This window comes from Lujinxingia sediminis (genome assembly GCF_004005565.1).
Taxonomy (GTDB): domain Bacteria; phylum Myxococcota_A; class Bradymonadia; order Bradymonadales; family Bradymonadaceae; genus Lujinxingia; species Lujinxingia sediminis.
Genome location: NZ_SADD01000009.1, coordinates 157,054 through 181,525, shown reverse-complemented (window position 1 = coordinate 181,525; position 24,472 = coordinate 157,054). Strand labels below are relative to the sequence as shown.

Sequence of the window (24,472 nt, the reverse complement as noted above, 5' to 3'; positions counted from 1 at the left end):
ATCATCTCCCCCGCCTCAACGCCCCACCTCCCGCCGATAGAGCGCAAGCACCATTGCCAACGCCTCCCTCACTTCATTCCGCACATCCGAGGAGTAAAATCCCTCAACACCACTGTACTCCTCCAAAATCTCCTGGATGTAGCGAAGCTCGCTTCGCGACGCCTCATCCCCGAACTCCTCCGCACGCAACGCCAGGATGGGTTCGGCCGCCTCTTGCAGCGCCTCAAGCATGCCCGTGCGGGTATCCGCCCAGAAGATGATCTCCACGGCAGCGTGAAGTTTGTTGAAGATGTCGGTCACTCTATACCTCGTCTGGGATTCCGGCGGTTAAGGGGGCTGGAACTCGATGGGTTGAGCGTATCCCAAACCCGAAATTTCGCGTGAAATCGCATAGTTACCGGCCCATATCCATCTCTCGGACGGTTCCGTCGCAGCTCTCTCGTTTACAATAACTCGGCGGGAATCTTACTCAACTGCTCGTTTACATCCCAATCGTCAGGCCTCTTTTCCACCTCAAACCATGGTGCGCCCTTTTCCAACCACCTCGCCCGATTAATGCGAGTTGCCTTTAGCGTACAGTCTTCGTAACCAAACTCAGTGCCGCAACATGGACAAATCTCAAACGAGTACAAAGGATCGTCGCCGTTTGGCCCCCAAACCATGACATCATTCTTAAAACCGCAAACCCGGCATCGAAAAAGAGAATCTACCAACGAATTCGTCATATTCAGATCTCCACAATCAGGACACAGCACAATAAGCTCAAGCCATCTTCTGACCGTCTTTTGCAAACGCGCGACACAACATATTCTCCTCACTTTCGGCGCGACTCATTGTCAAAACTCAACGACACCAAACCTCTGTCGATTCCCAATAGAAATATACATCGACCGCTTGCAGGCTACTCCCATTTTCAACCTGACAACTCCACCCTGGAGGAAAGAACTTTGCTGGAATCGTATCAAAGCACTCTACCTGAGAGTTTCCAGACTCAAATTGGCGATCCACCTTATAACCATATGTCTCACCATCTTCGTTTCTACACACCACCCGTTCTGAACCCTTCTTCGACCCTGGCGGAAACCTCAAATCCCCATCCGGACGCTCATCAGTAAGGCAGAATTTGGCCGCCCACTCAGCATGATCCACTGTCGCATATGTTCGCGCGTAGAGCACAGAACCCAAAATGCCCCCTACGAACGCAATGAATACGACCATGATAAAACGAAGGCTCCACCGACGAAAAAGTTCGACCCCTCGAACCAAACTATCACTGCTTATCACTACTGATCCATTTTCAAATCATATAATATTAACACTCGACCAGCCCCCTTCGTCAGCAAACCAAACCCTACTTGGCCGAACACCCAAGGATCACCCAAAATCAATCAACTCAGCGCTACCGCGAAACGTATCCATTTGATCCCACTCAAAAACAGTCCCAAATTGAAAATCTAAACTTGTACCGACATCGACCCCAAACACATATGCCTTGTTTGGATACGTGGCATAAAGAAGATCCAAGTTTGCAATCCCAAAATGAAACGGCAACGCAATACTCGGCTCTTTCCAACGATAGTACGGCACAATATGACTGCATTTCCCAATAGGCAATCCACTGGCCCATTCGCATACTTTCCCTTCCCAAACCTCACCGCCGCCAGGAATCCTCGCTTTCACGAATCCTGGAACCTGGTTCCAATCGATCGATGTTGCACACCACGGCATCAAATCAAACCAATCCGAAAACCGAGCCATGACAACCTGCTCGACCAAAAATACACCTTCACGACTTCTAATCTCTTTTATATACGACGCATCAATATGCATAACCCATTCCCGCAAAACAATCTTATCTACCCTGAAACCGATCGACCTTCCCGCTGACGTGGCCCCAAAATTCACTCACCAATCCCCACAGGGCTCCGCTCGACCGACACCATCTCGGAGTTTGAAATTTCCAATCGCCTCCCCCCCTAAAAATCAAAACGCCCAACCAGACTTTGAAACGGTCCTTCCAAATCGGCAAAACGGAGTTCGACCAAGTGAGCCAGACTCATCGAGGTTGTTGCTCTGCTCGATGCCCATCTCTCGGTCGGACACTGTCGTCACAGCCCACCTCACTGAAAATCAGCGAACTCCTCATCATCCGGCGAAGGCACACTCGCTTCGGGGCGGAGAGACGCACTGCCACCCACAGCTTTAGGCGATCCCACTGCGTTCACCAGGATGCAGCTCATAGAATAACTTGCCTCGCCGGACATCTGCCCGACGCAATCGAGAACCTCTCCAACCACCACGCGCTCACCCTCGATGCTCCAACCCGTCTCAATCCGGGTTTTATGGGACTCGCCACCTCCAAAATCGCCATAGGGGTTGAATCCGTGGCCCAGAAATCCCTCCTCATACAAGACAGTGGCTCCACCGCATTCGAAAAGGAAGAGATGCACGTTGAAACCCGAAGAAGATTGCTCCGGAATAACACCGTAACCCACGGCGGCCTCTTCAGCCTCCCCACGCACGAATCGACCATAGAATTCATCGGCTTCTAGACCGATAGAAAGCGTTTCATTGGCGTTCTCCAGTGGGCTGACGCACTCCCCGAAACACGCTTCGCGTTCAGCGCACACACCCTCACAGCAAACGCGATCGTTTCTACAGGGTTCATCGGTCATACAGCCCATAGCTTGAATAGGGTCGGAACACCCCACAAAGGACATCGCAGCGAGAAGCAGGATTCCAATCAGAAAAAACAGTCTCACTTTTAACCCTGATGCGGGGGGTAAAATAGTGGGGAAAATCGACGTCTCAGAGTGACCGTGTTCGTAGCAAGATGACAATCACGATTCCAACCACTCGAAGTTCGCGCTCGGGCTATCATTCGCTTCCACTCGACGTTAAGGACTGCCCAGGTGGTCGCCCAACTCATAGCGCACCGCCGGCTTCTGCGCGTTTCATCCCCATACGCCCCGTAGCTCGACGCCGGACTCCCCGCCGCCTGCACCCGAAACGCCCGCTTCCACTGCGCCACCCCGCTCGCCGCATCGAGTGCGTACTCGTGCGTCATCTCCACCATCCCGCCGGTTTTGTCGTACGACGCCGTGAGCAGATGTTGATGTCGCTGGATGCGAAATCGAGAGTGACGCGGGCAAGGCGCAAAACGCAGGCGATGCTTTAGCATCGTCGAGGCTTTGCAACGCAGCACGCGGTGCTCTCGATGCAGCAGACGCGACATCAACGATAGCTCACGGCGTTATGCTCGATATAAGGCCGCGCCTCCTCCACACTCGACCCACCCGGAACCTGATTCCCCCAGAATATCGGCTCCACCCCCTTGCGCTCTCGCCCCGTCGCACGCGTCAACCGGTAGAGCGCGTCATACTCAAAACGCCGCAGCAGCGAATCCGCCGAAAAGCTCCCCCACGTCACCTCCGCAAGATATGCAAAATCCCCGGGCTCAATGCCCAACCCCGTCCCCTGACTATCGATGGATTGGATGTTGCCCGCACCGTCGTAGGTATAACGCAGGTCCTGCAACTCCCCCCCCCCCTGGGAGCTGTAGGTCCGCGTGTCCCCGCTGACGCTGCGCTGAAACATTTCAGCCCTCAACCGCCGAAGCCGAAAGCTCTTCTCATCTTATTTTCATCGTTCATCTTCACACAACTTAGAAAGCGCATCTTCCACTGCCCTAAGTACAGTCGCTTCGTCGACATAGTTTGGAATCTGGGCCCGTTCTTCAGGAAACGGACTATACCAAACAACAACGTCAAAAACCTCCTCAAAAACTTTACACTCAATCGTGGACAAATTATCAGTTTCCAATTCAAAATTCCAAAAATTTTCGTATTGTCCTCGGAAGCGCTCAACTGAAATATTCTCAGACAATACAGCTTCCATCAAGTTGATCAAGTTCTTTTCATTTCCCATAAAAACTCCCTCTATCGTTGCCTTCGGAACAGAACATGTCGAATTTGACCGGAGGGCTCATGAACCAACACTTCTAAAGTCCCAGAGTGATTTCTATGAGATGCCGGGATATAATACATAAAATGATCCGCCGACTTTTTAGGGTCTATTTCTCGTCGACCAGTCCCAATCGCAGTCAACATAGCTTCATTTGTGATAAAGGAACGGCTTCCTCCAGGTTCAAACTGGCTCTGTATCGTCTGACTCATATTGAGCAAACCATCATCTTGAATCACTCGCTCTAAAACCTGCTCTCTCTCCGGTGAACTGGCAAATTGACGTGCATATTCTCTCGAACTCTCTACCGACTTTTCCCGCCGTACATTCGATCTAATCGAATTTGTGGGTACTCCTCCTGCGCCACGTGAACCACCACCACGAATACCAATAGGAAAAAATATTGATAAAGCATCACCAAGCTCTTCCTCTGGAGTTTCCGGCTCACGAACTCTACTCTCTGGCGTTTCATGATGGCCAGGATTGCCAAGGGTTCCGTGCCATGCTTCCTCTAAACTACGTAAACCGCCTAAGCCAAGCCCTACACCAACTTCAAAGAGAGAATTGCCCAGATCCACGATATCGGGTTCTCGGCTCGATACTTCTCCACTCCGCGCGCGAAACTCATCCTGTTCGATGTCGCGCTGTACCTGATCCGCCGCAACATTCGGGACATCCAAACCCCTATAACCGGCGTTTGGATATCCTTTGCCGTCTCTTGCGCGTATGGCGAGATCAACATCCGCCCCCTCCACTGGAATACAAGTAGATTGGCTCTCCTCCCCCTCCATCCCCCCCGGATCCACCAACCGCACCGGATTCCCCCGCACATACGCATACACATTCACCCCATCCACCATCCCCGCCGGATCCGGCGCTGTCCAGCGGCAGAGCCACGGCGAGTAGTAGCGCGCGCCGTGGTAGTAGAGGCCGGATTCTTCGTCGCGCTCTTTGCCCGTAAAACGAAAACGCTTCTTCGCATACGACCCGAACGACGACTCCCCATAAGGCCGATACTCCTCCCGGCTGATTAGCCCGCCCGTCTCGCTGACCACCACGCTCGACGAGCCCAGGTGGTCGCCCTACGCCCTCACGAACCTCCCCACTCCGCAAACCCCGTCGCCCCGCAACCACCTAACCTCATAACCACCTAACCCCACACCACTCACTCTCCCCGCACCTCCTCCAACCCCTCCCGTATCGTCCCCACCTCGTACCTTCCCTTCAAGCGCTCCTCCAAAGCCTCGTCGATCGCAAAGGACTCCCCATCCCAGACCACCACACTGGTATAGGGAAACTCCGGCGCCGACCGCTCCGTGGGACGGTCGTGCAGGTAGGTCGCCGTGAAGATCGGCGCCGGCAGGCGCTGCTCGCCGACCTCTTCAAAGATCACCGCGAGCATCTGCGACGACTCCCAGGGGCCCAGGCGCGCGATATAATGCCCCTCCCAGCCGCGGGGGCCATGGCCCAGGATGAAGGTACGAAATCCCTCAAAGCGTTCCGGCTCAAAGATGTAGAGCAGCGCCTCGTCATAGGGGCCCATCGGACCGTAGATCACGTCGAAGGCCAGGCGAGCGAAGTCGCCGTGCTGCTCCTTGGCCTGACGCAACGTCGCTTCCTCGTTGACCCAGGGGGCCTCAAAGAGTCGGCGAGCCTCGATGGGGATGACGACCTCGTAGGAGCGCGCCGACTGTGGAGGGTTGGGGTCCAACGCGGTCGGGGCGGCGTGGGGGCGCGGGGAGGAAGCCGAAGACGCCGGTGTGGCTTCGGTGGTCGGGGTGGTCGGAGGTGCCGGTGCTGAGGCGCAGGCACTCAAGAGCGAGGCCACGAGGGCCAGCGCAACAGCCGGCTTCGCGCCACGCCGACGTGATACGCGTGGAGACAAGGCGTCAGGCACCAGGGCGGTGGGTGAGGATGGCATCATCACTAGCTCCCTTCAGGTTAAACGCGCACGCGGCGCGTATCTGCTTGCAGGAACGATACGCGGGCGTCGCCGCATTTCGAGCGCCTTGAAATCGACGCATCATCCCCCGTAGCTGTCGTCGTCATGGACCGGCAAGAGCCGCGAAGCCTCCGAGTTCACTCCGATGGGAGCGTCAGAGGCTTCGGGCGTTGGACGTGAATTTTACCCCTCAGGCCAACGCGTCAATCGCGTCATGAAACGCCTCCAGGGTGTTGCGACAGACCCGGGCACAGATGCGGCAATGCTCCATCGCCTCGGCGTGGCGCTCGCATTCCTCGGCGCAGACCCGGGTAGCCACCGCGCTGGCCTGAAGCTGGGAGTAGAGAATCGTGCGATCGCGCTCATCGTAGCGCACCAGCTGGTGGGCGGTCGCCTCACAGCTCTCCGCGCACGCCAGACAACGGCGGATGCACTCGCGCAACTCCTCGACCTTCGCCTCGGCCAGGCAGGCGTCGGCGCAGAGCACGCAGAACTGCGCGCACATCCGAACCTCGTTGAGCGTCGTGGCCAAAAGATCGGCCTCCAGGGGGGGAGTCAGGGGGTGAGACTTGATCATCTGACGTAGATCGGCCATCGCGTCCTCGCGTGCTAAGGGAAACGACGCCGTGAGACGACGCTGATGCCGCCGGATGCGAGATCGCGTGTGGTAAAACCGGACATGGTGCAACCCCTCAGGCGATGCTCTGGCATCGTCGAAACGTGGCACTCCGGCACGCGTTGCTCTCGATGCGGCGGACACGACACCGGCGATAGCTCACGGCATACGACGTTCAATCGCTTCGAAGCTGAGAGCGAACATAAGCACCCATGCGTCAGCCACGACGTTCTCACTCGGCCCGGGCGGCCGACGACCGGGGGCAGGCCTCGCCACGGTCACGCCTCTGTGACATCGCGCCAAAATCCCGCCAACACTTTCTTTTCCCTACATCACCTGCTAGCTTCCGCGCCGTTGGCCCCCGGCCAAAACCTTCGGTTGCGACGAACATCCCTCAGAGGCCCCCGATGATGCGCTCCTCCCTGGCCCCCCTCCTCGCCCTCCTCCTCCTGACCTCGGCGCTTCTTGTCGGTTGCGGCTCCGACAGCACCGCCAGCACCACCCCGACCTGCTCCGCAGACGAGCTCCTTGACCAGCAGGCCAACGCCTGTGTTCCCCGAAACGGCGGTGATGAAAGCGACGCCGGCGACGACAACGACACCGACATCGCGCCGGACGTCGACCTCGAGCCCGACGCCGACGACGAGCCCGATACGCCCGGCCCCGAATGCGACGCCGACAACGACGGCGTCCTCAGCTACGCCTGCGGCGGCGCCGACTGCAACGATAACGACCCCTTCACCTACCCCGGCGCCATCGAGATCTGTGACGGCAAAGACAACACCTGCAATGGCCTTATCGACGAAGGCGTCAGCTGCTCCTTCTTCGCCCACACCTCCGACGGCCTCTACTCCATCAATCCCTTTGAGGGAACCGCCGACCGCGAGTCCGATCTCGTCGACTGGGACGGAAATCTGGTGCGCCTGCTCGACATCGACACCCACCCCAACGGGGTTCTCTTCGGTGTGACCCGCAACGACCTCTACGCCTTCTACGACGCCGAGAACGTCTGGATTCGCGTCGCCTGGATGGGCGGCGCTGATATCGGCGAGCCCAATGGGTTGGCGATTGACGGCTTTGGCACCGCGTATGTCACCGCCGAGAACAGCTTCCTCAAATTTGATCTGGCCGAGGTCGAGGCCCTCCTCAACGAGTACGGCTTCGATGAGATGGCCTTCGACGACCTCGTCCTCAGCCCGGAAGAGATCATCGTCACCGGCGACGACACCTACATCTCCAGCGGCGACTGCGTGGTCAACAAGCAGAACACCTTCTACATGACCTCCAAGCACGACCGGGAACAGGACCACCTCGTTGAGATCGACCGCTCCACCGGCGACGCCATCAACCGCGGGCCGACTGGCTTCGACCGCATCTACGGACTGACCGCCGGCTGGAGCAAACTCTTCGGCATCACCAGCTCCGGAGAGCTGCTGGAGATCAACGCGGCCGACGGCAGCGCCGAGCTTATTCACGACTTTGGCGACTCGAAGCGCTGGTACGGTTCCGCCAGCACCCCCCAGCGCTAATTTCGGGTTCTGCCCGCGCGCGTCCGGCCCACATCCGGGCGAACTCGCGACGGCACACTTTGTAAGACAGCGGGCCTTCTCCCGCGCCGCATCTCTCCACCGAGAGCGACGGCGCGGGATTTTTTTTGCCGGATGTCAAAAACTTTAGATCCAATCTCCCAACGCTCCGTTGAAAGGAGTGTGACTCATCCCTCGCCGCGTTCGGCGTACTCACCCACGGAGCTTCCCATGTCTGCCCACACCTCCCCGACCTCCGCGCCACGCCCCGCGCGCCGCCCCCTCACAGTCCTCACCCTGGCCGCTGCCACCCTCGGCGCGCTGGGTCTGCTCATCAGCACCCCCGTCTCCGCGACGAGCCCTCCCGTCCGCCCCATGCCTCCCCCCAGCCCCCGGCCCGCCGAACCGAAGCCCCCCATGCAGGCCCGCTTCGTCTGCGAAGTCCCCACCGACGCCGCCCGCTCGGTGCAGGTCGCGTTTGAAGAGTACTACAGCTGTGTCCAGCCCCTGGCCGCCGAATGGCTCGGCGCCCACCCCCAACACGTCCCCCAGCTTGAGGCCCAGTATCAGGCCTGGCTTATCTCCCGGGGGCACGACCTTCGCGATACCCCCGAGGCCGCCCGCTTCGTGCGCCGAAACCCCGTCGACTTCAACGATCGCACCATCGAGTTGACCGCAGCCCAGGTCGAAGAGCTCGCCCCCAACCTCTCGGCGGAGCCGGCGCGGGTGCGCGGTGAGCTTCAGCGCATCTTTGTCGATCGCGACAACAAGCGCATGTTCCTGACCAGCGCCGAGGAAGGCCTGGTCTCCCTGAGCATCGCGCGCCGCTACGCCTTTGAGGTCGAGGGCAGCTCCAACCACACCGGCTCCAAAGACTTCTTCGTCATCGACGCCAACCATGCCGTCATTGAAGACGCCTCCGAGGCCGGCGGCGCCCGCGACCTGGTCATTCTCGATATCTCCGACCGCGACGATCCCCGCGAGGTACGCCGCCTGGTCGGTGCGCTGCCCCACGTCAGCCATGCCCCGGTCTACCTGCATAACCTGCCGGCCACCCCGCCCTCCTTCGATCAGTACCGGCGGATGCGCCAGGGCAAACTTCAGTTCGCCCAATGCGGCGCGCCGCCCACCGTCTCCTCCCACCCCGATGTGGCCTGTCGCCCCGACGGCTCCTGCTACGTGCAGAAGACCAAACTCGCCCCCGACACCGGCGTCTGCGAGCGCCAGAGCGTGGAGACCGCCCCCTCACGGGCCATTGGACGCCCGATGCCTGAGCCGCGCTTCGACGAGGAAGCCTTCGCCCTGGAAGACAGCGCCCCGATGCGCGGCGGTATGGGAGAAGCCGGCATGGCACCGCGCCGCTCCCGCGCCATCTCCGAGCGCTCCATGGCCGCCGACATGGCCGCTCCCGCCCCTCGCCGCGAATTGGACGCGCTCACCGACGCCCCCATGCCCGACGGCGGCACCGGCGGCGCCGGCTCACTCAGCCAGATGATGCTCTACGGCAACACCCTCTACGTCCTCAGCGCTGCCGGAAACATCGCGCAGGGCTGGTTGAGCAGCTTCGATGTCTCCAACCCCCGCCAGCCGCGCCTGCGCCATATCATCCGTCTGGACAACGGCCCCGAGGCCCTGCAACGCCACGATAACCTCCTGCTCATCGCCGGTCGCGATGCCGTGATGACCGCCTCGCTGGGCACCCCGCACGCTCCCCGCCTGCTCGGAGAGTTCCGACAGTTCTGCCCGGTCAACTACGACCCGGTCGTCGTCCAGGGCACCGTCGCCTACCGCACCATCATCGTGGACCAGCCCCGCAGCCGCTGCACCTCACGTCTGGAAGTCATCGACTTAAGCCAGCCCCACAGCCCCACCCTGCGCACCACCCTGCCCATCAGCCGCCCCCGCGGCCTGGCTGTCCTCGGTGAGCGCCTCTTCGTCGCCGACGAGCACCACGGCGTGCAGATCTTCGACCTGAGCGACCCGGTCGCCCCGAGTTTTGCCGCCACCTGGCAGATCTACGGCGTCAAAGACCTCGTGGTGAGCGACTTCGACCTCTTCGCCCTCAGCCCCAACGAGGTGCAAACCTTCGATCTCGCGCCCCTCTATCAGCGCGACGTCGATCTCCCGAGGGTCGCCCCCGAGATCCGCGGCCACCTCACCGTGGTGCGCGCCTCCAACCATCGCGTGGGGCGCTGACGCCCGGAGCTCGCGATGGGGGGGGCCCGGGTTCGCGATGGGGGGGACACGCTTTGGGGTTCGCGATGGTGGGTGATTCGTGTGGGCGTTGGGGGGGACACGCTTTGGGGTTGGGTGGTTGGGTGGTTGGGTGGTTGTGGGACGCCCGGGTTCGCGATGAGGGGTGATTCGTGTGGGCGTTGGGGGGGACACGTTTTGGGTTTCACGTTCCGAAGGCTGCCCGAAGAACCGACATTCGCCAAAATGGCCCACATCCCGCACGCCCAGTGTTCATGCGCTTCGGATCGGTGTCCGCAAAATGAAAATCGCATTCCGGAGCCTTCCGATTCCCTCTCGCACATCACCCTCCCTCCTCAGAAGACTCCCTGCCAGGCCGCGCCCTGCTGACCTACCTTCGGGAGCGTCCGGAGAGCTCCTTTCCGGAAAAATCCTCGTCTGAAGCCTCCGCAGACCTCCCCGCCTACAACCCCCCCTCTCCGAAGCGTCCGCACCACGCACCACACCTCCCGACAAACCCTCCAGAGCCTTCAGCGCGCTCCCTGCGCTGCAAGTCGACCTTCGGATCCCTTCCTCAAGCCCTGTTGCCCGGCCATCAAGCAACACAAACCTCCCCTACACCGCGAACCTCCGGCGCCCATCACCCCCAAAGCGAACCCGCCAACGCACGCACGAATCGACCATCATCGCGAACCACCGGCGCCCCTCAACCACCCAACCACCCAACCACCCAACCACAAAGCGAACCCGCCAACGCACGCACGAATCGACCATCATCGCGAACCCCCGGCACCCATCACCCCCAAAGCGAACCCGCCAACGCCCGCACGAACCGACCATCATCGCGAACCACCTGCGCCCCTCAACCACCCAACCACCCAACCACCCAACCACAAAGCGAACCACCCACCCCACGCACAAACCTCCCCACATCGCGAACCACCGCCCCCCCGACCTCATTTATTTACGCCTCCCCACTCCCCTGTTAGACATACAACGTCCCTTAGAGCAGGTGGTTAGTCGCCACCCTATCGTGTCGCGAGCAAGAGCAGGTCCGATGAACCTCAGATCCCTTTCGTATTCCCTGACGATTCTCACCCTGGTGGGCCTTCTGGCCGCCTGCGCTGGCGACGCCACGCCACTCGACGAGAGGCCCGAGCCGGATGCCTCCGGCGAGGTCGATGCCGGTGATGACACTGATTTCAGCGACACATCCGACGTCGACGAGCCCGACGCCGACGCCGACGACACCACGTTGCCGGACACCGACGAGCCCGACGTCGACGAGCCTGACGTCGAAGAGCCGATCGGCCCCATCCTGGAGCTCGGAGATGATATCGGCTTAAGCGCCAGCGTCGGCGAGAGCGCCACCGGTGAACTTTCGGTCGCCAACCTCGGCGATGAGCCGCTGACGCTCTCGCTGACCTCGTCCGACCCGGCGTTGAGCCTCGTGCCGGAGAGCGCGGAGCTGCAGGCCGGCCAGGACGCCACGATCGCGGTGGAAGTCACCTGCACGGAGCCGGGCACTTTCACTTACACCATCACCCTCACCAGCAACGACCCTCAGGCCTCGACCAGCCAGCGCGACGTTACGTTGAGCTGCGAGGCGCTCCCGCTGGGGGAGCTCGTGATCAGCGCCCGCGGCCTTCCCGCAGGCCAGAGCTTTGAAGCCACCATTTCCGGCCCCGGAGGGTTTCAGACAACGCTCGGCGCGCCCACCTCTCTGCCGGATCTGGAGCCCGGCGACTACACCCTGAGTTTTGCCGATGTCAGCGCGCCGCCGGCGCTCTACCGCGCCGCCCCCATCGAGGTCAGCGTCAGCGCTCAGGCCGGCGCCGTGGCGCAGGCCAACTACGAGGCGATCAACGGCTCCCTGCAGATCAGCGTGATTCTTCCCGCGGGGAGCTCGGCGAGTTTTGAGGTTGTTGACGCGACCGGGCAACGCGTGGGGCAGTTCTCCACCAACGGCCCGGGCGGGGCCACGCTGACCCTGGGCCCCGGCGAGCACCGCGTGCGCCTGGGCGGCTCCGCGCCGACAGACGCCTGGGGCAATCCCCTGGATTTTGAGGGACTCAACTCGCCGGTGGAGGTTCGCTCCGAGCAGCAGGCCAGCGCCACCATCACCGCGCTCAACCCCGCCGAGGTGCGCACCGCCACCGATGGTCAGCCCGGCTCGCTTCGCAGCATCGTCGCCTCGGTCAACCCGGGCACCGAGATCACCTTCGCCCCCGGCCTCCCCACGCTGAGCATCAGCCAGGGCACCATCGCCATCAACAAAGCGCTCAGCATCATCGGCCAGGGCCCGACCCAGACCACCATCTCCGCGGCGCAATCCATGGGCCTCTTCTCGCTCATCGGCACCGGGGAGGTGCGCTTTGAGAGCCTCACGCTGCGCGATGCGACGTCTTCGGGCCCGGGTGGCGCGATCAACGCCAACGCCCCGGTGAGGCTGAGCAACGTGCGTTTTGAGAATAACAGCGCCACCGATGGCGGCGCGCTCGCCATCAGCGGAAGCGCAAACGACGCCCTGCTCTCTGGCGTCGTCTTTCTCAACAACGACGCCTCCGAAGAGGGCGGCGCCATCTTCGCCAACGGCGCGTCGCTCCTCGTGGAAGACACGCATTTTGCTACGAACAACGCCGACAACGAGGGTGGTGCGATCTTCGTCGACGACACCTCAAGCTGCGCCCCCCTGACCCTGCGTCGTTCTCTTTTCACGGGTAACAGCGCGGGCACCCACGGGGGCGCGGTGCGCAGCGGCTGCGCAAGCGAGGTCGAGAACACGACCTTTGCGGGCAACAGCGCCGCCGGGCGCGGCGGTGCCTACTACCAGTTCGACGGCGCCGCCTCCCTCTCCTTTGTCACCGTCACCGGCAACAGCGCCGCCGAAGGCACCGGCATCATGAGCTTCGGCGACAGCCTCACCACCATGAGCCTGCGCGCGTCGATCGTCGCCGGTAACACCTCCACCGGAAGCGACCTCAACGAGCTCAAAATCGTCAACGATAACGGCGCAAACCCGGTGGCCTCCCTGGGCGACAACTACGTCGGCCGCACCTCCCCGGGCTCCTTTGCCGCTGCCGACTCCGACACCCTGAGCCTGACCACCGCCCTGCCCTCCCCGCTGCTACCCCTGGCTGAGAACGGCGGCCCGACGCAAAGCGCCGCTGTAGCTCCGAGCGCTATCCCGGCGTTGAGCCTGCCTGCCGCATCCTGCCTCGACGCCTGGGACCAGCCCCTGAGTGAAGATCAGCGCGGCCAGCCCCGACCCGACCGTGCCTTCTGCACCGCCGGCGCCTGGGAGGCCTCCAACGTCGGCGGCTTTGAAGATTTTGAAAACCACGCGCTCGGCGACAACAACTACTCCAGCCACTTCTTCGTCGGCCGTGACGGCATCACCTGGTCCTACACCGACGCGCGCGGCGAAGGGAGCTACCCCATCGAGGGCAAAGGCATCCTTCTGCAAAACAACGGCACGCTTGAAGCCACCGGACTCCCCGGCGGCATCGGCCTGCTCATCGTCGACGTGCGCAAAGCCTTCACCGGCGGCACCAACCGCACCCTGAAGGCCTACATCAACAACACCCTGGTCGGGCAGACCGAGCCTTTTGGAGCCGTGAGCGGCGCGGACCCCACGATTCACACCCTGGAGCTGCGGGATCTCGCCATCAGCGGAGCGTTTGACCTTCGGCTGGAAAGCTCCGGCGCACAGATCGTCGTGGACAACCTGCGCTGGCGCTGAGCAGCGTCGTCCTGCGCGAACCCGAGCGTAGCCAGGGCGGGGCTGGCAAGGAGCAAGGAGGAGCGTGTAGCAGCGCTACCGCGACGACGCGGCGACACAGCCAGCGTCGGCCTGGGGCGCTCGGCACCCCAACCCGAGCGCAGCCAGGGCGGAGCTGGCAAGGAGCAAGGAGGAGCGTGTAGCAGCGCTACCGCGACGACGCGGCGACACAGCCAGCGTCGTCCTGGGGCGCTCGGCACCCAACCCGAGCGCATCCAGGGCGGCGACTGGCAAGGAGCAAGGAGGAGCGTGTAGCAGCGCTACCGCGACGACGCGGCGACACAGCCAGCGTCGTCCTGGGGCGCTCGGCTTTGGAATATCCCCCTGGTTCTGCTACCAGTGCCCACCTGAACTTCACACCTTTCGATGGCCGCACGGGGGAGCAGCTATCGTCTCTCTGCGTATCCCGACCTAACCATCAGGAGCACTTGATGTTGATGACACGCCCTCTGCTTGCGATGACCCTCATCGCATCTCTGGCCATCGGCTGTGGCGGTGACGACACCACCACCCCGGTCAACGAACCCGATGTCTCGGATGTCGACGCCGGCGCTGACGCCGACCCGGACGCTGAAGATCCCGACGTCGACCCGGACCCCGACGTCGACCCGGACCCCGACGTCGACCCGGACCCCGACGTCGACCCGGACCCCGACGTCGACCCGGACCCCGACGTCGACCCTGATCCCGAATTCGGCACCCTCTCGGTATCGGTGGAAGGCCTGCCCGAAGGCAGCGCCTGGCCGGAACTCACCTTGAGCGGCGACGAGGGCGACATCACCATCGGTGAGGATGGTCTGGCCGACGATCTGGCGGTGGGCGACTACACCCTCAGCGCGGCGCCCTTCACCGTGGCGCTTGCCAGCTATGAGGCCGCGCCGGTTGAGCTGACCATCGAGGCCGATCAGACCACCGAGGTCACCCTCGACTTCGCGCTGGTCCGCGCCAGCCTTGAGGTCATCATCGAAGGGCTCCCCGAAGGCGTCGACGCTCAGGTCGAAGTCCTCGGTGACGAAGGCAGCGAAACCCTCACCGAGACCACCACACTCACCGGGCTTGCGCCGGGAAGCTACACCATCACCCCGGCGCAGGTCGCCAGCGGTGACCTTCTCTTTGAAGCCGTAGCCACCACCGTTGAGCTCGCCAGCGGCGACGCCGAGACCCTCACGCTAAGCTACGAGCTCCTCCCCGGCGAACTTCGCCTTGAGGTGGAAGGGCTTCCCGAAGGCCTGAGCGCCGAACTCACCCTCACCGGCCCCGAGGGCTTTGAGGCCACCGCTGCTCCCAACGACGTCCTCTCGGAACTCGTCCCGGGCACCTACACCCTCGTGGGGAGTGACGTCAGCGTTGGACCGGCCATCTACCGCGCGCAGGGAGCCAGCGTTGACGTCGTAAGCGACCAGAGCACCACCCTGAGCGTGGCCTACGAGGTGGTCCCCGGCCAGCTCGCTGTAGGCGCCACCGGCCTCCCCTCCAACGCCGCCCTGCGGGCCACGCTGGTCGGCCCGGCTCCCGCGACCACCTCGGTAAACATCATCGGCGCCCGGAGCTTCGACGCCATCACCCCCGGCGACTACGTGTTGACCTACGCGGCCGTGGAGGCCGGCGGCACCACCTACACTCCCAACACCGCCATCCTCAACCTCACGGTGACAAGCGAGCAGAGCACCACCGCAACCGCAGTCTACGCTACGAACGTCGGCACGCTCGTGCTGAACCACGGCCTGCCCGATAGCGGCGCGCTCACCGTCGTTGTCTCCGATGGCCTGGGCTTCAGCCGCAACGTCACTCTGCGCGGCACGGGCTCCACCAACGTCGAGCTTGCCCCGGGAAGCTACGAGATCACCCTGGCCAGCAACGGTCTGGGCACCGATGCGTTCGGAAACCCCTACTACGTCCTCGGGCTCGATGTCGGCTTTTCGGTGGCCAGCGGCCAGAGCGTCACGACGGCGCTCAACGCCCCGCCCCCCACCGAGGTGCTTCGCGGCGACGACCAGGGTCGCGGCTCATTGCGCGAGGTTCTCAACCGCGTCGTCTCCGGCAGCGTCGTCACCTTCGCCCGGGGCTTGAGCCAGGTCACCACCGAGGGGCTTATCGTCCTTGGCAATGAGATCTCCATCGTGGGCCCCGGCCCCGACCAGCTCACCCTGAGCACCACCGGCGTCGACCGCCTCTTCTCCTTTGGCCCGGGCGCCGATGTGCATCTTGAAGGCATCCGCATCGCCGACATCACCATCCGTGGGACCGGTGGCGCCATCTACAACCTGGGAACCTTTAGCCTGCGCGATATGGTCTTCGACCGCATTCAAGTCACCGACGACGGCGCCGTCGGTGGGGCCATCGCCATTGCCCAGGCCACTGGCGCGATTGTCATTGAGGACACCGTCTTCTCCAATAACCACGCCAGCCGAGGGGGAGCCATCGACATCACCCCGATCGACCACCGCGTCTTCCTCACCCGGGTGCGCTTCGAGGGGAACTCCTCGGCGATCTACGGCGGTGCGATCGACAGCTCGGCCAGCCTGACCATCGACACAGCGAGTTTCACCAACAACACCTCCGTCAACGGAGGCGCGATCTACCAGGGGCTCTCCCGCGTGCGATCCACCGTGATCGAGCGTGCGCTCTTCGCCCATAACCACGCCGACGATGCAGGCGGGGCGATTTACACCGGCGTGGACTCCACGCTTCGCAACGTCACCTTTGCCGATAACAACGCCACCAACGACTACGGCGGCGCCTACTACCAGTTCGACGGCCACACCACGATGTCCTATGTGACCTTCGCCGATAACACCGCCCCCAACGGCAGCGCACTCTCCTCGTACTGCGACGAGACGACCTCCGTGCAGCTCAAGAACGCGATCGTCGTGGGAACCGGTGCCCACTTTGGCTGCGAAACTCAGAGCGCCCCTCCCTACACAAACCCAACCCTCTCTCAAGGCTACAACTACATCGAGGTCGAAGCCCCCGATGCCTTCGATGCGGCACCCACCGACCAGGTCGGCACGGCGCTCGCTCCGCTGGCCAACCCTCTGGGTCTCCTGACGGACAACGGTGGGTTTAGCCCCACCATGGCCGTTAACACCTTCTACCTCAGCGATCTCAGCGAGCCGGCCACCCTCTGCACCGACGTCGCCGGCCAGACCATCACCGAAGATCAGCGTGGCGAAGATCGCCCGACCAACGGACTGTGCACGGCCGGGGCGTTCCAGGCCACCGATAGTGTGTCGAGCTACGAGCCCTTCCACGGTCACGGGCTGGGAGCCTCGACCTACGTCAACACCACCTTCACCACCTCGATGGGCTTTAGCTGGGAGGTCAGCGGCGTGCGCTCCGAGGGCTCTTACGGCATCGCTGGCGAGGGGCTGATGTTCCGTCAGGTCGGCAACTACGTGCGCAGCGTGGGGCTGACCGGCGGCGTCGACTTCATCAGCGTCGACTACCGCAAAGCCTTCACCGGCGACGCCCCCCGCCAGATCTCCATTGAGGTCAACGGTACCGTGGTAGCGACCAGCCCCTACTTCGGTGACTTCGATGGCGCCGACGACTCGGTCTTCACCCTCACCGCCGACAACCTCAACATCAGCGGTGATTACACCATCGAGATTCACAACCTCACCCCCTCCAGCGGTCAGGTCGTCATCGACAACCTCTCCTGGCGCTGAGCCCCTCCGGCATCGCCCCGGGGGCTCCATAGGTCCCGTATCTGAACACCGCCCCGGAAGAGCTTCCGGGGCGTTTTTTTTGCGCGTCGTCCCCCCATCCTTTTCTCGCGATGCGAAACCCAGGGTCTTCAAGGTCTTATGCGACTTTGATGATTCTTCCCGCGTCTGCTAAGCACGTTCCTCCCGTATTTCACCTTCTCGGGCGAGCGCCGGTGCGTGACCTGCTCACGCTGAACACCATGCTCGTCCTGTGAACTTGCTGCCTGGATGGAGACGCGTATGACCTGGACTCGCCAGCCCCTCTTTTTTGCCCTCTGCGCCCTGGTGATGCTGGGCTGTGGTGGTGACGTCGACGACACCGACCTCGACCAGCCCGACACGACCATCGACGAGAGCGACGCCGGAGGTGACGCCGACGCCGATCGCGACCCCGACGCTGACACCGATATCGACCCGGATGCCGATACGAACGACGACCCGGATGCCGATACCGACCCCCTCGAAGGCTTCGGCACGCTCGTCCTCACGCTGGAAGGTATCCCCGACGACGCCGAATGGCCCGACATCGAGCTCATCGGCGACACGACCCTGAGCGTCCCTGAAGGTGGCGAGCTCATCGACGTGCCCGCCGGCCAGTATGAGCTGGTGGCCGAGCGCGTCCTGCGGGGCCTCTCGACCTTCGAGGCCGCCCCCCGGACGATCACCATTGAGGCCGATCAGACCCTCGAGCTCACCCTGAGTTACGAGCTCATGTTGGCAAGCTGGCAGGTCGTCATCGCCGGCCTTCCCGCAGGCGTCCATGCGGACGTGGCCCTCGAAGGCCCCGACTTCAACGAAGTTCTGCGCGAATCCACCACCTTCGACGCGCTCACCCCGGGTGCCTACCTGCTCTCGCCGGACGAGGTGAACCACGGCGGCGTCACCTACAGCGCGGGCATCCGCACCGCCGCGCTGGCCAGCGGCACCAACGATGCCACCACCATCACCTACACCCTCTCTCCGGCAGAGCTGAACGTCGTGGTCAGCGGTCTTCCCGCCGGCCAGAGCTCTCAGATCACCATCAGCGGCCCGGCCGGCTACCAGAACATCATCAACGGCAGCACCACGCTCAGCGATCTGGTCCCGGGCGACTACACCCTGAACGGCGCCGACGTCGTGGTGGGCAATCAGACCTTTGAGGCGGCCCCGATCACCCTCACCCTGGAGAGCGACGCCTCTCAGACCGCCACGCTGAGCTACGCGCTGGTGACCGGCTCGCTCGTCATCCAGGCCAACGGGCTGCCTGCCGGAACGGATGCCGCCGCGACCCTTGTTGGCCCCTCTCCGGCCACCACCGAACACTCCGTCTCCGCGACCACCACCGGGCTTGCCCCGGGCAACTACACCCTCAACTTCGGGGTGGTGCAGGCCGGCGGGGCGAGCTTCGAGCCAACCCCGACCACCCTGCCCGTCACCATTACCAGCCGTCAGCAAAGTCAGGTCGAGGTCACCTACGCTGCGGCGATGGGCACCGTCGCGCTGACCTACAACCTTCTCGGCAGCGGCAGCATCACCGTGCGGGTGGGCCAGGGCGCCATCGCCTCCGTGCACACCCTGAGCGGCCAGGGCTCTCAGCAGATCCCGATGCCCGAGGGCATGCACATCCTCTCGGTGATCGCCAACAACCTGGGCACCGACGCCTTCGGCAACACCTACCCGCTGGTGGGCGATGGCCAGACCATCATCGTCGTCGCCAACCAGAGCGCCTCCGCCTCGATCCGCGCGATCGAGCCGACGCTTGTGACCGATGACGGCGACAACGCCTCCACCCCCGGCACGCTGCGGGAGGTGCTTGGCCGGGTCAACGAGGGCAGCACCATCACCTTTGATCCGAGCATCTCGCTGATTCAGCCCGCCAGTGCCTTTATCATCGACGGCGGCATCACGATCGAGGGTCCCGGAGCCGACCAGCTCACCCTGAGCGCGATTGGCTCCGATCGCTTCTTCACCGTTCTGGATGGCGGCTCGCTCCACCTCGAAGGGCTCACCCTCGCCGACGCATCCATCGCCGGAGATGGCGGAGCCGTCCACGCCACCGGATCGTTCAGCGCCACCGACGTCGACTTCATCGACAACAGTGCCGGGGGCCATGGCGGCGCGCTCTACATCAACGATGGGGAGTTCTTTGACGTGCTGCGTCGGGTCCGCTTTACCTCCAACACCTCCGAAGCCGATGGCGGCGCAATCCATACGCGCATTCCCCTCGTGCTCGAAGACGCCCTCTTCAAGTCGAACACAGCCGACGGCAACGGTGGCGCGATCTTTGCGCACCCCGGCGTCACCAACGGCAACATGGTGATCAGCCGCGCGCTCTTCGACAGCAACGTCGCCGGAGGCGGCGGCGGGGGCGTGTTCAGCCAGCGCGGGGCCTTCATCGGCAACACCACGTTTTACGCCAACTCGACCATCACAAGCCCCGGCGGGGCCTGGGTGCAGTTCGACGGGGAAGCCAACTTCGTGCACACCACCTTCGACGATAACTTCGCGGTATTCGGCTACGCCATCGCCTCCTACTGCGACGACACCACACCGGTCTACCTGAAGAGCTCGGCGGTGATGGGCACCGACACCGACGCCTTCCACTGCCAGACCACAGCACAACCCATCGCCTCACGGGGTCATAACTACATTCAGCTTGGTGGCAGCGCCTTCTCCAGCCACACAACCGACTACGTCGGCGTTCCCGGGCTCCTGCTGGCCCGCACCCTGGGCGAGCTGGCGGACAATGGCGGCTTCACCCACACCATCGCCACCCAGGCCGCTCTCGACTACACCATGGTGCTCCCCGCCTCCGCCTGCACCGATGAAGTCGGCGACCCCGTCACCGAAGATCAGCGCGGCGAGCCGCGCCCCAACGGCGGCTCCTGCACGATTGGCGCCTGGGAGAATACCTCGCGCTGAGCCCCTTTCATCGCTTGTCGGCCCTCCTTATTCGATGCGCCGCCCCCCTGCGCTCTTGAGTTGGACGCCGGCACGCCGGAATGCCCCAAAGTCGGAGAGCAAAACAGCTCTCCGGCTTTGGGGCTCGCTGGCCCCCGCTTCACCCCTTCATTTTTCCACGTTCCTCCTCACGACTTCACTCCGGGACACGCCTCACATACGAGTTCCCGGGCTCCCCTAAACTAAGGAGCCTCCATGCATCGTCTCCATCCACTCCTCACCCTCGTACTCCTGGGCACGCTGGCCCTGGGATGTGGCGATAGCCCCAACGCCCGGCGCAGCCACGACACCGGAGTAACAGACGCCGGTCACGACCCCGACGCCGGTCACGACCCCGACGGTGGTGATACCGACGGCGGTCACGACCCCGACGGCGGTGATACCGACATCGAAACCGGCTCGCTCTCTCTGAGCCTGGAGGGCCTCCCCGCCGAGAGCCCCTGGCCCAACATTGCGCTGGTGGGCGACACCACGCTGAGCGTGCCCGAGGGCGGCACCCTCGACGCCATCCCCGCTGGCGAGTACCAGGTGGTGGCCCAGAGCATGGTGCTGGATCTGGCGACCTACAGCGCTCCGGTGGTGAACCTGACGGTCGAGGCCGATCAACACGCCGAGCTCACCCTGAGCTACGCGCTGCTGCCGGCCAGCTGGGAGGTGATCATCGAGGGGCTCCCCGACACGCTCTCCCCCCTGGTGAACCTGAGCGGCCCGAACACCGATGTGATGCTCACCGCCTCCGCGCTCTTTGAGGACCTGCCCCCGGGCACCTACCAGCTCTCGCCACAGGAAGTGAGCGACGGGACCACGACCTACCACGCGGCCGTGCGCAGCGTTGCGCTGACCAGCGGCGCCAACGAGCCCACCACCATCACCTACGGACTGGCCGCCGGTGAGCTTCAGGTTAACGTCCAGGGGTTGCCCGCCGGCGTTACGCCCACCATCACCGTCAGCGGCCCCGAGGGCTACAGCGCCACGGTCAACTCCGCCACCACCCTCCAGGCGCTCGTGCCGGGCACCTACACCCTGAGCGCCGCCCCGGTTGAGGCCAATGGCGTCACCTACCAGGCCCAGCCGCAGAGCGTGGAGGTCGGCAGCTCCGCCGCCGAGGTGACCCTGAACTTCGCCGCCCTTCCCGGCGAGCTGGAGGTGGTCATCGAAGGGCTCCCCGCCGGCCTCAACCCCCTGATCACCCTCATCGCTCCGGACGGCAGCACCTCCACCTTCACCGGCGCCAACACGCTGAGCGACCTGGCTCCGGGCACCTACAGCGCCACCGGCGCCGAGGTGATCTCGGGCCCTGCCACCCACCGCGCAGTCCAGAGCAGCGTGGAGGTGCGCAGTGGCGAGAGCGCCACGCTCACGCTGACCTACCAGGTGGTACCCGGCTCGCTTAACGTCAGCGCCACCGGCCTGCCGGCCGGCGTCTCCTTTTCCTTCACGCTCTCAGGCCCCGCCCCGGCCACAACCCTCACCTCCCACACCGGGCCCAAGCTCCTGAATGACCTCACCCCGGGCACCTACACCCTGGCTTTTGCGGAGGTTGTCCACAATGGCGAGCGCTACGCGCCACCGGGCCACACGATCTCGCTGAATGTGACCAGCAGCCAGACCGCTCAAGCCACCGCGAGCTACTCCCTGGGATTTGGAACCCTGGCACTGAACCACGCGCTCACCCCGGGGGGCTCACTGACCCTGAACATCGGCGACGGCATCAACGCCCCGCAGCAGGTGACCTTGAGCGGCTCCGGCACCCATGAGCTTACCCTGAGCACGGGAAGCTACGAGCTTACCGTGGCCAGCAACAACCTGGGGACCGACCTCTACGGCAACCCCTACCAGGTAGAAGGCGCCGACATTGGCTTCTCGATCGTCGGCGGCCAGAGCACCCAGGTCTCCCTCTCCGCGCGTAACCCCACTCTGGTGACCCGCAACGACAACCAGGGACCGGGCTCGCTGCGTGAGGTGATCGGGCGCGTCAACGCCGGCAGCGTCATCACCTTTGCCCCCTCCGTAACCCGGGTCACGACCGAGACGCGCATCCTTGTCGATAAGGAGCTCTCCCTCGTGGGCCCGGGCCCCGCTCAGCTCACGCTGACCACCACCGGCAACGATCGCCTCTTCTCATTCCTGCCCCAGGCCGATGTGCACCTCGAAAACCTGCGCATCGCCGACATTGACACCACACAGGGCTCCCCGGCCATCCACAGCAGCGGGCGCTTTAGCCTGCGCAACGTCGTGATCGAAAACAACGCCACCTCCCACGACGTCAGCAGCGGCGCGATCACCATCAGCGATGCCACCGGCGAGCTCCTGATCGAAGACTCGACCTTCCGCAACAACAGAAGCAATAACGACTATGGAGGCGCGATCCTCAACGACCTTCATGGTCACACGCTGGTGATTCTACGCTCCACATTTGAAGACAACTACGCCCGGTATGCCGGCGGCGCCATCAGCTCTAAAAGCAGCCTGGACGTCGAAGATACGCTCTTCAAAGACAACTCCAGCGACTCCAACGGCGGCGCCATCAGCGTTCCCTACACGGGTATATCCACCTCCCCCTACACGCTGGTGCTGCGGCGAACCCTCTTCCAAAACAACACCGCGGAGACCAGCGGCGGCGCGGTGTATGCTTCAAATAAAGCCACCGTGGAAAACGTCACCTTTGCCGACAACCACGCCAACAACTCCGGGGGCGCCTACTACCAGTACGATAAAGATGCGACCCTGGTGCACACCACCTTCCTCAACAACACCGCTGGCACAGGCAACGCCATCGCCTCACTCTGTGACGCCGCCACGTCCATCACTCTGGGGAGCTCGATCATCGCGGGCAACGCCAACGCGTTTACCTGTGTGACCAGCCTGAGCACCAGAACCCTCATCGCCTCGCGGGGCCATAACTACATCCAGTCCGACAACACCGTGGATGACTTTATCGCGGCTCCCACCGACCAGATCGGCACCAGCGCCGCGCCCCTGGCCAACCCCCTCCTGCCCCTGAGCAACAATGGCGGATTCACCCATACCGCCGCCATCAACCCGACCTTCACCACCGGGCTGACCATCGCCGCGGCCTCCTGCCTCGACGCAGCCGGCCAGCCCCTGACCGAAGACCAGCGCGGCAACACTCGCCCGGTCAACGGCATGTGCGCCCTGGGAGCCTGGGAGTTCGATTCCTCGGTCCTTCAATCGTTTGAGCCCTTCTACGGCCACGGGCTCAGCTCCCAGACCTACTTCAACGGCATCATCTCCACCGCGCAGGGCTACTACTGGGAGCTTATCGGGGTGCGCGCAGCCGGCGCCTACCCGATCGCCGGCCAGGGCCTGATGTTCCGCCAACTCGGCGACTACGTGCGCAGCGTGAACTTAAGCGGCACGCTCTCGGAAATCAGCGTCGACTACCGCAAAGCCTTCACCGGCAACGCCGCTCGCCAGATCGCCATCGCGGTCAACGGCACCGTCGTGGCCACCAGCCCCACCTTCGGAGCCAGTTCCGGTGCCGACGAGACCGTCCACACCCTGACGGCCAGCGGGCTCAACATCAGCGGTGACTACACCATCGAGATTCAAAACCTCACCCCGACCGATGGTCAGGTGGTGATCGATAACCTCCGCTGGCACTAACGCCTCCAGCACCCAGAGCCGGAGAGCAAGACGCCTCTTTGGCTTTGGGTCCCTCTGGCCACCGGTCAGCTGCACGTGGGCATCCAAAAACTGCCCGCGGGCGCGGAGGCTCCGCGCTCCAAAATTAAAGCGCCCCGGGAGTCCTCCCGGGGCGCTTTTTTGTTGGGTTCACCGCCG

The 24,472-nt window shown here is 63.3% G+C and carries 14 protein-coding genes; 6 read left to right on the top strand and 8 right to left on the bottom strand.

All coding sequences use genetic code 11. The annotated features are described in order from the left end of the window. Positions 1-15: 15 nt before the first annotated feature. From EA187_RS15025 to EA187_RS14985, 8 genes are all read right to left on the bottom strand, one after another. Positions 16-300: a hypothetical protein gene (locus tag EA187_RS15025; RefSeq protein WP_115605600.1), complete on the bottom strand. Its 285-nt coding sequence runs from the start codon at positions 298-300 to the stop codon at positions 16-18. 1,074 nt (positions 301-1,374) lie between these two features. After that, positions 1,375-1,830, bottom strand: coding sequence for a hypothetical protein (locus tag EA187_RS15015; RefSeq protein ID WP_127780785.1), 456 nt, complete (start codon positions 1,828-1,830; stop codon positions 1,375-1,377). 290 nt (positions 1,831-2,120) lie between these two features. Next, complete coding sequence (locus tag EA187_RS15010; protein WP_127780784.1) at positions 2,121-2,675, bottom strand: hypothetical protein; 555 nt, start codon at positions 2,673-2,675, stop codon at positions 2,121-2,123. A 559-nt stretch (positions 2,676-3,234) separates the two neighbouring features. Beyond that, a complete protein-coding gene (locus EA187_RS15005; RefSeq protein WP_127780783.1) occupies positions 3,235-3,597 on the bottom strand; it encodes a hypothetical protein in 363 nt (120 codons plus the stop codon). A gap of 45 nt (positions 3,598-3,642) precedes the next feature. After that, positions 3,643-3,927 (bottom strand): hypothetical protein, encoded by a 285-nt coding sequence (locus EA187_RS15000; RefSeq protein WP_127780782.1) that lies wholly within the window; start codon positions 3,925-3,927, stop codon positions 3,643-3,645. 11 nt (positions 3,928-3,938) lie between these two features. After that, positions 3,939-5,018, bottom strand: coding sequence for an RHS repeat-associated core domain-containing protein (locus tag EA187_RS14995; protein ID WP_206524393.1), 1,080 nt, complete (start codon positions 5,016-5,018; stop codon positions 3,939-3,941). Positions 5,019-5,128: 110 nt separating this feature from the next. Further along, positions 5,129-5,887, bottom strand: a complete 759-nt coding sequence (locus tag EA187_RS14990; protein WP_127780780.1) for a hypothetical protein — start codon at positions 5,885-5,887, stop codon at positions 5,129-5,131. Between the two features lie 208 nt (positions 5,888-6,095). Continuing rightward, complete coding sequence (locus tag EA187_RS14985) at positions 6,096-6,500, bottom strand: four-helix bundle copper-binding protein (protein WP_115605614.1); 405 nt, start codon at positions 6,498-6,500, stop codon at positions 6,096-6,098. Between the two features lie 428 nt (positions 6,501-6,928). Between EA187_RS14985 and EA187_RS14980 the strand changes: the two genes are divergently transcribed. The 6 genes from EA187_RS14980 (at position 6,929) to EA187_RS14950 (ending at position 24,295) form a co-directional block, all read left to right on the top strand. Next, positions 6,929-8,050 (top strand): putative metal-binding motif-containing protein, encoded by a 1,122-nt coding sequence (locus tag EA187_RS14980; RefSeq protein WP_206524392.1) that lies wholly within the window; start codon positions 6,929-6,931, stop codon positions 8,048-8,050. Between the two features lie 228 nt (positions 8,051-8,278). Beyond that, a complete protein-coding gene (locus EA187_RS14975) occupies positions 8,279-10,243 on the top strand; it encodes an LVIVD repeat-containing protein (RefSeq protein WP_127780778.1) in 1,965 nt (654 codons plus the stop codon). Between the two features lie 1,054 nt (positions 10,244-11,297). Beyond that, positions 11,298-13,982 (top strand): Ig-like domain-containing protein, encoded by a 2,685-nt coding sequence (locus tag EA187_RS14970; protein ID WP_127780777.1) that lies wholly within the window; start codon positions 11,298-11,300, stop codon positions 13,980-13,982. Positions 13,983-14,452: 470 nt separating this feature from the next. Beyond that, on the top strand, positions 14,453-17,689 hold the full coding sequence (locus EA187_RS14960; protein ID WP_164856287.1) for a hypothetical protein: 3,237 nt from the start codon (positions 14,453-14,455) through the stop codon (positions 17,687-17,689). 279 nt (positions 17,690-17,968) lie between these two features. Then, the gene (locus EA187_RS14955) at positions 17,969-20,629 is read left to right on the top strand and encodes a choice-of-anchor Q domain-containing protein (RefSeq protein ID WP_127780774.1); all 2,661 of its coding nucleotides are present in this window, start codon (positions 17,969-17,971) and stop codon (positions 20,627-20,629) included. Between the two features lie 234 nt (positions 20,630-20,863). Continuing rightward, positions 20,864-24,295 carry a choice-of-anchor Q domain-containing protein gene (locus EA187_RS14950; protein ID WP_127780773.1) on the top strand — a complete coding sequence of 1,144 codons (3,432 nt, stop codon included), beginning with the start codon at positions 20,864-20,866 and terminating at the stop codon, positions 24,293-24,295. Positions 24,296-24,472: the final 177 nt, after the last annotated feature.

Excerpts from the sequence above, each read along its gene's own strand:
- EA187_RS15015 (WP_127780785.1), bottom strand. The coding sequence starts at position 1,830 with ATGCATATTGATGCGTCGTATATAAAAGAGATTAGAAGTCGTGAAGGT.
- EA187_RS15010 (WP_127780784.1), bottom strand. The coding sequence starts at position 2,675 with ATGACCGATGAACCCTGTAGAAACGATCGCGTTTGCTGTGAGGGTGTG.
- EA187_RS15005 (WP_127780783.1), bottom strand. The coding sequence starts at position 3,597 with ATGTTTCAGCGCAGCGTCAGCGGGGACACGCGGACCTACAGCTCCCAG.
- EA187_RS15000 (WP_127780782.1), bottom strand. The coding sequence starts at position 3,927 with ATGGGAAATGAAAAGAACTTGATCAACTTGATGGAAGCTGTATTGTCT.
- EA187_RS14990 (WP_127780780.1), bottom strand. The coding sequence starts at position 5,887 with ATGATGCCATCCTCACCCACCGCCCTGGTGCCTGACGCCTTGTCTCCA.
- EA187_RS14985 (WP_115605614.1), bottom strand. The coding sequence starts at position 6,500 with ATGGCCGATCTACGTCAGATGATCAAGTCTCACCCCCTGACTCCCCCC.
- EA187_RS14980 (WP_206524392.1), top strand. The coding sequence starts at position 6,929 with ATGATGCGCTCCTCCCTGGCCCCCCTCCTCGCCCTCCTCCTCCTGACC.
- EA187_RS14975 (WP_127780778.1), top strand. The coding sequence starts at position 8,279 with ATGTCTGCCCACACCTCCCCGACCTCCGCGCCACGCCCCGCGCGCCGC.
- EA187_RS14970 (WP_127780777.1), top strand. The coding sequence starts at position 11,298 with ATGAACCTCAGATCCCTTTCGTATTCCCTGACGATTCTCACCCTGGTG.
- EA187_RS14960 (WP_164856287.1), top strand. The coding sequence starts at position 14,453 with ATGTTGATGACACGCCCTCTGCTTGCGATGACCCTCATCGCATCTCTG.
- EA187_RS14955 (WP_127780774.1), top strand. The coding sequence starts at position 17,969 with ATGACCTGGACTCGCCAGCCCCTCTTTTTTGCCCTCTGCGCCCTGGTG.
- EA187_RS14950 (WP_127780773.1), top strand. The coding sequence starts at position 20,864 with ATGCATCGTCTCCATCCACTCCTCACCCTCGTACTCCTGGGCACGCTG.